Here is a 6000-nt window from a genome sequence, read left to right on the forward strand (position 1 = left end):
CAAGCAATCAATAGATATAGATCAAAAAAGGGTCTGTTTATCAGTTTCCTGATAAGCAGATCCGTTCATTGTAATTAGCTGGTTATGTCCCAGCCTGGTTTTTGTGTTATTAAATGCCGCTAGTCGTATCTACTTTTTGGTTTAACATTTCTTCGAATAAAGTGTTGTAAATGGATGTTCCTTCGCCATTTAATGATTTACCATTTTCATTCAATGTGTTTTCCAATGCTATACCATCTGTTTCAATTTTTTTCAGATAGCTTTTATGAAGATCAAAAACAGTCCATTCATTCTCTTCAACGGTTGCTACCATTTCATTTAGATAAGAAGTATAATCCAATGTTCTTGAATTATTATTTCCTCTTTCACTACTGCTAGGATTGGGTGTCACAAAAATAACTAATGCTTCTGGTAATACATCTTTGATTGCAGCGTAATTCATAGCTAGATACTCGCTTGAATCATCTAAACTGATGTCTTTTTCTTGATCAGCATATGGCATCACTTGAAAAAATACAACGTTTGGATTCGTTTTTGCTAACTCGGTTACTTTATTCTCACTTATTAACTGATAAGAATTATAATTTGGATAAGCCAAACGATTGCTTTTTATTTTGCTGGCTATTTGTTCATCTATGTACTCTTCTGTTGCAGCTATCCACGGCTCTTCTTGTGCTATATCGCCATAAAAACTAATAGAAACTTCTTCTTTCAGAGAACCGATATACTTTAAGTAATCTAATATTGATAACGCTCCACGACTTTCTTCATAATCCGTCATTTGTTGGGAATCCTCTTCTAGGATTTCCACTTCTTCTTTTTTATTCGTTTGTTCTGCAACCATTTCTAGCTCTTGTTGTTGTTGTTTTGAGTAACTCATACCAAACAAGACAACTCCTACTGCTAATATCATTAGTAGAAAAACAGCAAATCCACTTTTTTTAGACAACTTTCTCACTCCTTAGGACTAATAATCATTTTTTTACTCGAATGATTTCATTCGTTATTCAATTATCCATTATTTTACCATACATTTGTTAAAATCCACTACTCTTTTTCCGTAAAATAGTAAAGGGATCCCAATAAATTGGAACCCCTTTACTATTTTACTATCTATTTTTGGAGAACTGACTTTCATCTTATCCAGTAGAAGCTCATTTTTTATGCGATAGCTGTTGATAGCGTTTATACCATAAGTCAACGTACTCTTTTGAAAAGGGACCTTTTTCTTCATTGATCCAATCCACTAAAATTTTCACGTTTTCTTTTAAAATATGGTCAATATCATCAGGATAATCCCACTTTTTGCTATGATCTTCATACTCATCTACATCCAACAAGCGTTTTTCGCCATCTGGAAAGACTTTGATATCTAAATCATAATCTATATACTTCAAACCTTCTTCATCTAATGCAAAAGGCGAAGCAAGATTACAATAGTAAGAAACACCATTATCTCTTATCATTGCAATGATATTGAACCAATAATGCTTATGAAAGTAAACAATCGCTGGTTCTCGAGTTAACCATCTTCGGCCATCCGATTCCGTTACAAGAGTATGATCATTTACTCCTATTAACGATTGATCACTTGTCTTAAGTACCATTGTATCTCTCCAAGTGCGATGTAAACTGCCATCATGTTTATAGCTATGGATCGTGATGTATTCTCCTTCTTTTGGAATATGCATCTCTAACCCAACTTTCTTTTTCTCACATGAAAATTGCAAGAACTTAGCAAATAATAAACCAGAGAGTGACTGAACACTCGACTCGTATTTATTATATCACAACTCTTATTATTTATAGTATAAAACCAAATAAATAATAAAAAAACAAATCAAGAAAATAAATACTATGATTGGCATTTTGATTCTTCGGTTCTATACTTTCCAGAGAGATAAGGGTTGCTTGCACCCATACAAAGGATTCAATGAGGATGATAAATGCTTCAAGAGGTATCATAGTTCCATACAAATAAGGTCGTTCATTCCAGAAATCTTTCTAACTTGTTGGACCACTATTGTTTGTTAAATAAGCGATTTGTCTAACTCAATTCAGCAAAACAATTTAATAAAAAAATAAACAACCCTTTTTTCAGTAAGTAAAAACTGAAAGAAGAGTTGATTGCTATTCTTTTTCTTATACAAATGGCTATTTTTTGAATTTAGACAAGTAACTTTGCCACATTTTAGTTTGCGGACCTGGAAATACGTATTGGTCAAAGTCAGAAGGTTCTACCCAATAACAATTTTCAGGAATATTTATTGGTTCTTCTACTCTTATTTGACCATAATAAACAGCTACAAACCATTTCAAGTGACTAAAAATATGTTGAACTTCAGCAAATGGTGCTTCCATAAGAGTCGGTCTGATCCCATACTTGCTTCCTAATTCAAGCATAATATTTTTCATCACTTTTTCAGTACGGTCTTCATCCTCTAACTGAGTCAATGTTCCTATTGCAATACCTGTTTCTTGGATCACCAATTCTTCCTCAATCAATGGAAAGGTCCACATATTAGCCAGCAAGCCTTGCACAGGACGTTTTTCTAGCAAGAAAGCGCCTGTGCTATTTTTAATGATCGCTCCCACATAATAAACTGGTTTGGCTTTTTTCTTTTTACTTTTCACAGGAAATTTATCCCATGTGCCATTTAAATAAGACTGATTGAATTCTTTGATTGGGCTTGATTCTGGATGATAATTTTTAGGTGTACAGATGCTTGAACCTAGATCCATAAAAGCTTGATTAAAATCTCCTGGTTTATATGGATCGATCAACTCTCTCATGATACCCTCAAAGATTTTACGATTACCTGGTTTTGCAATATCCGCATCAATTTCAAATAAGCGACTTAATACACGCATTACATTTCCATCAACAGCTGGCTCGGGCAAGTCGAATGCCATACTGGCGATTGCTCCTGCTGTATAAGGACCGATCCCTTTTAATTTAATGATTTCCTTAGGATCGACAGGCATTTTCCCATCATAATTTTCCATGATTTGTTGCGCTGCAGTTTGCATATTGCGGACGCGTGAATAATACCCTAAACCCTCCCAAGCCTTTAGCAGCAAATCTTCGTTAGCATCTGCTAAGGCTTTGATCGTTGGAAAATTTTTCATGAAATTCAAGTAATAGGGAATGACTGTGTCTACTCTTGTTTGCTGTAGCATGATCTCAGATACCCAAATACGATAAGGGTCATTATTTTTTCGCCAAGGCAGCTCTCGTTTTTCTAAATCGTACCAGCTAAGCAGCGTTTCCCTAAATCGTTCGATTTTTTCTTGAGGCCACATAGGTATATCAAAAATCAACTTTTGTTTTTTTTCGGTTATATTTGATTCGATTTGTGTCATTCTTCTTCGTCTTCCATTTCTTTTTCATTAATAAATTGCGAGATCAGCTCACCAGCAAAACCTTTTTGGAACAATCCACTTTTAACTTTTTGAATCTTTTTAGCTCCCTTTAATTTGGATTGCTTACGCCAAATTTTATCGCCTTGTACTTTCAATGCACTGTATTCATCGTCTTCTTCTTTTTCTGTTGAGATTTGTTCAAGTACTTGAGTGATCACATCAGATTGAAACCCTTTTTGCATCAGATTTTGACGAATTTTATTGCTGGTTTCTCTGGATGATTGTCTTGTGGAACGTCGCATCACTTTTTCGGCTAACGCGACTCCATTTTCTACCATTTGATCAAATGGGTATTGTTCCAATGCTTCTTCAATTATTTCCTCATTAACTCCACGTTTTTTCAATTCTCTTTTTATCACGTAAGGCCCCTTTCCGCTAACATTTGCAGCGGTTCTTGTGTAACTTTCAGCGTACATCAAATCATTTAAATAACCTTGTTCTTTTAATTGCTCAACAACTTGATCAGCTGTTTCACGAGTAAATTCATGGGCGATCAAATCATCTTTGATTTCTTTTATTGAACGCATAGAATAATTTAGATAGACGAGTGATCTTACATAAGCTTTGCGGTACCCATCTTCAATTTCTAGCTCTTGACGGTAGGCATCTGAGACTTCCATTCCTTTATGCAAAATATGTTTAATTAAAATGGTTTCATCAACAGGAAAAGCATATTCCTCATCTAAGTAAATATTGTAGCGCCCTTTCCTTTTTTGCGCTTCAATTTTTGTGATTTTAGGCAATGCTGATGTTGAAGCGTTTTTTTTACTATTTGGTTCATATATCATAGCCTCACACTCCTACTTCAGTCTCACTAGTATAGCATAAACCAAAGACAAACACATGTTCGAAATTCGAATATTGTTGCTTTTAAAAAAAAAACGATACTGACCTAAGTCAGAGTCGTTTTTACTTTTAGTTATTTTTTATCAGTGCTTTGGGAAATTTCTTTCTGAATCATTTCTTGGCTGACCTGCTAACGTGCTGCCATCAAATCTTGGTAAATCTAATTCCTCTTGGTTTGTTGAACTAGGCCCACTTAATTCATTATTTGGTAAATTTTCGTCTGGTGGTGTGCCTTGCAATGGATTAACATCGGGATCATATTCTTGGTGTTTTAATGGATCGATTGTAGGAGTAACTTCGTCTTTAGCTTCATCTCGATTATCTTGCAATCTAGGTTTATTGTCAATTCCAATAGATTCTTCTATAATCTTGTCGTCTTTGGTCATTTTAGGTTCATTCATCTTTAACACACTCCATCTCTTAATATCATTTTTTTATCGATCTTTTTATTCCTCGTTATCGAACCGAGGAATAGAATAATTAGTTTTATTCATCTGAACCAACTGTAACAAATGAAAAACAAATTTTCAAAACAGACGACTTGGATCCGCCCTTCAATTTTCAAAGCTAAAAAGAGGTTGAGAGAAAATAATCTCAACCTCTTTCAGCTTTATTTATTTTCTTCTTCATCTTTTTGGATCGATTTTCCACCAGCTTCTTCGTATCCATCGCTGTAATAAGCATCACTTTCTGGTTGCTTAGCATTTTGCTCTGGCTTTGTCTCATCCAATTTTCCAGTTCCATTTATATGTGCAGCTTTTGAAGAAGAATTTCCGCCATCAATGACTCCTTTGCTGATATTATCAGGATAAGCATGCTCTTGATTTTCAGCTACTACAGTAGATTCATCCCCCGTTAATTCAGGAGCTGCTTCGTCTGTTGGGCTGATTTTTTTCTCTGAAGTTGAAGGTTGTGTATCGGAAGCTGTAACGGCATCTCCTTCGGTATCTTCTCTAGAAGATTGAGCTTTAGTAGGATCAAATTGTTCTCCCTCACCAGGAGTCGGTTCCATTTCTTCTTTTATAGAAACTTCAGTTGGTTTTTTAATTGCAACAGTTTCATCGTTAACCTCGTCAGTCCCTTTGAGTACATCTTCAGTCACGCGAGATAAACGATGGGTCTTAGTTGGCCCTGCACTATTGACGAGAATGACGATTTCACCTTTTTCTAATGCTTCTGTATAATGATCTCCTGGATCTTCTTCAATACCGTAATCCTCTAATGGGTTAGAAGGCTCATCCGAATTGTAGCGTCCAAAACTAAAGGTTTCTTTCAATTTTTCCCATAATGACAATCCCTCATTAGGATCTACTGCATCCACCTCAACGATCGTTAAGTCCTCTAACTCACTTTCATTCTTCTCGTTTGTTACGATAATGATTTCTTCAGCTACATAACCTTCGTTGATCAAACGTTCTACCGCACTTACTGTTTCTTCTTTTGACAAATATGTTCCTTCTACTTTTCTATCCATTAAATCCACACTCCATTTCGTATTTGTATTGCTGAAAGTTTTAAATTCCCAATGTATTACCCCTAGTTTTAAGAGCTTTTTCAGATAGCCTTGATTCATATTCATAATAGCAAAATTTCATACTGCAAGCAAAGAAGAAGCCTTTGTTGTCTGTGTCAAGTTTTTCTCGGTCGTCCTATTATCCTGCTAGTTTAGGCGTTCTACTTTTGTACACTCGTCTACTACCGCACGGCTCCGCCGTTTGCTGGCCCATCCGT

At 35.4% G+C, this 6000-nt stretch carries 6 protein-coding genes; all 6 read right to left on the bottom strand.

Annotated elements, in window-relative coordinates; genetic code table 11:
* Nucleotides 1-109: 109 nt before the first annotated feature.
* Entirely contained in the window at nt 110-949 is an 840-nt protein-coding gene (locus J7E16_RS10635) for an SGNH/GDSL hydrolase family protein (RefSeq protein WP_214891571.1), read from the bottom strand.
* Between the two features lie 205 nt (nt 950-1154).
* Entirely contained in the window at nt 1155-1691 is a 537-nt protein-coding gene (ntdP, locus tag J7E16_RS10640) for a nucleoside tri-diphosphate phosphatase (RefSeq protein WP_034545182.1), read from the bottom strand.
* Between the two features lie 463 nt (nt 1692-2154).
* Entirely contained in the window at nt 2155-3363 is a 1209-nt protein-coding gene (gene mutY, locus J7E16_RS10645) for an A/G-specific adenine glycosylase (RefSeq protein WP_214891573.1), read from the bottom strand.
* Entirely contained in the window at nt 3360-4211 is an 852-nt protein-coding gene (gene recX / locus J7E16_RS10650) for a recombination regulator RecX (RefSeq protein ID WP_214891575.1), read from the bottom strand. The genes mutY and recX overlap by 4 nt, the downstream gene beginning before the upstream one ends.
* A 141-nt stretch (nt 4212-4352) precedes the next feature.
* On the bottom strand, nt 4353-4670 hold the full coding sequence (locus J7E16_RS10655) for a hypothetical protein (RefSeq protein ID WP_214891577.1): 318 nt from the start codon (nt 4668-4670) through the stop codon (nt 4353-4355).
* A 209-nt stretch (nt 4671-4879) separates the two neighbouring features.
* Nucleotides 4880-5743, bottom strand: a complete 864-nt coding sequence (locus J7E16_RS10660) for a general stress protein (protein ID WP_214891579.1) — start codon at nt 5741-5743, stop codon at nt 4880-4882.
* Nucleotides 5744-6000 lie beyond the last annotated feature (257 nt).

The organism is Carnobacterium sp. ISL-102, assembly GCF_018612935.1.
Lineage (GTDB): Bacteria > Bacillota > Bacilli > Lactobacillales > Carnobacteriaceae > Carnobacterium_B > Carnobacterium_B alterfunditum.

Bases quoted from the DNA above. Each gene is read 5' to 3' on its own strand.
- ntdP (WP_034545182.1), bottom strand. From the start codon at position 1,691: ATGCATATTCCAAAAGAAGGAGAATACATCACGATCCATAGCTATAAA.
- mutY (WP_214891573.1), bottom strand. From the start codon at position 3,363: ATGACACAAATCGAATCAAATATAACCGAAAAAAAACAAAAGTTGATT.
- J7E16_RS10660 (WP_214891579.1), bottom strand. From the start codon at position 5,743: ATGGATAGAAAAGTAGAAGGAACATATTTGTCAAAAGAAGAAACAGTA.
- J7E16_RS10655 (WP_214891577.1), bottom strand. From the start codon at position 4,670: ATGAATGAACCTAAAATGACCAAAGACGACAAGATTATAGAAGAATCT.
- recX (WP_214891575.1), bottom strand. From the start codon at position 4,211: ATGATATATGAACCAAATAGTAAAAAAAACGCTTCAACATCAGCATTG.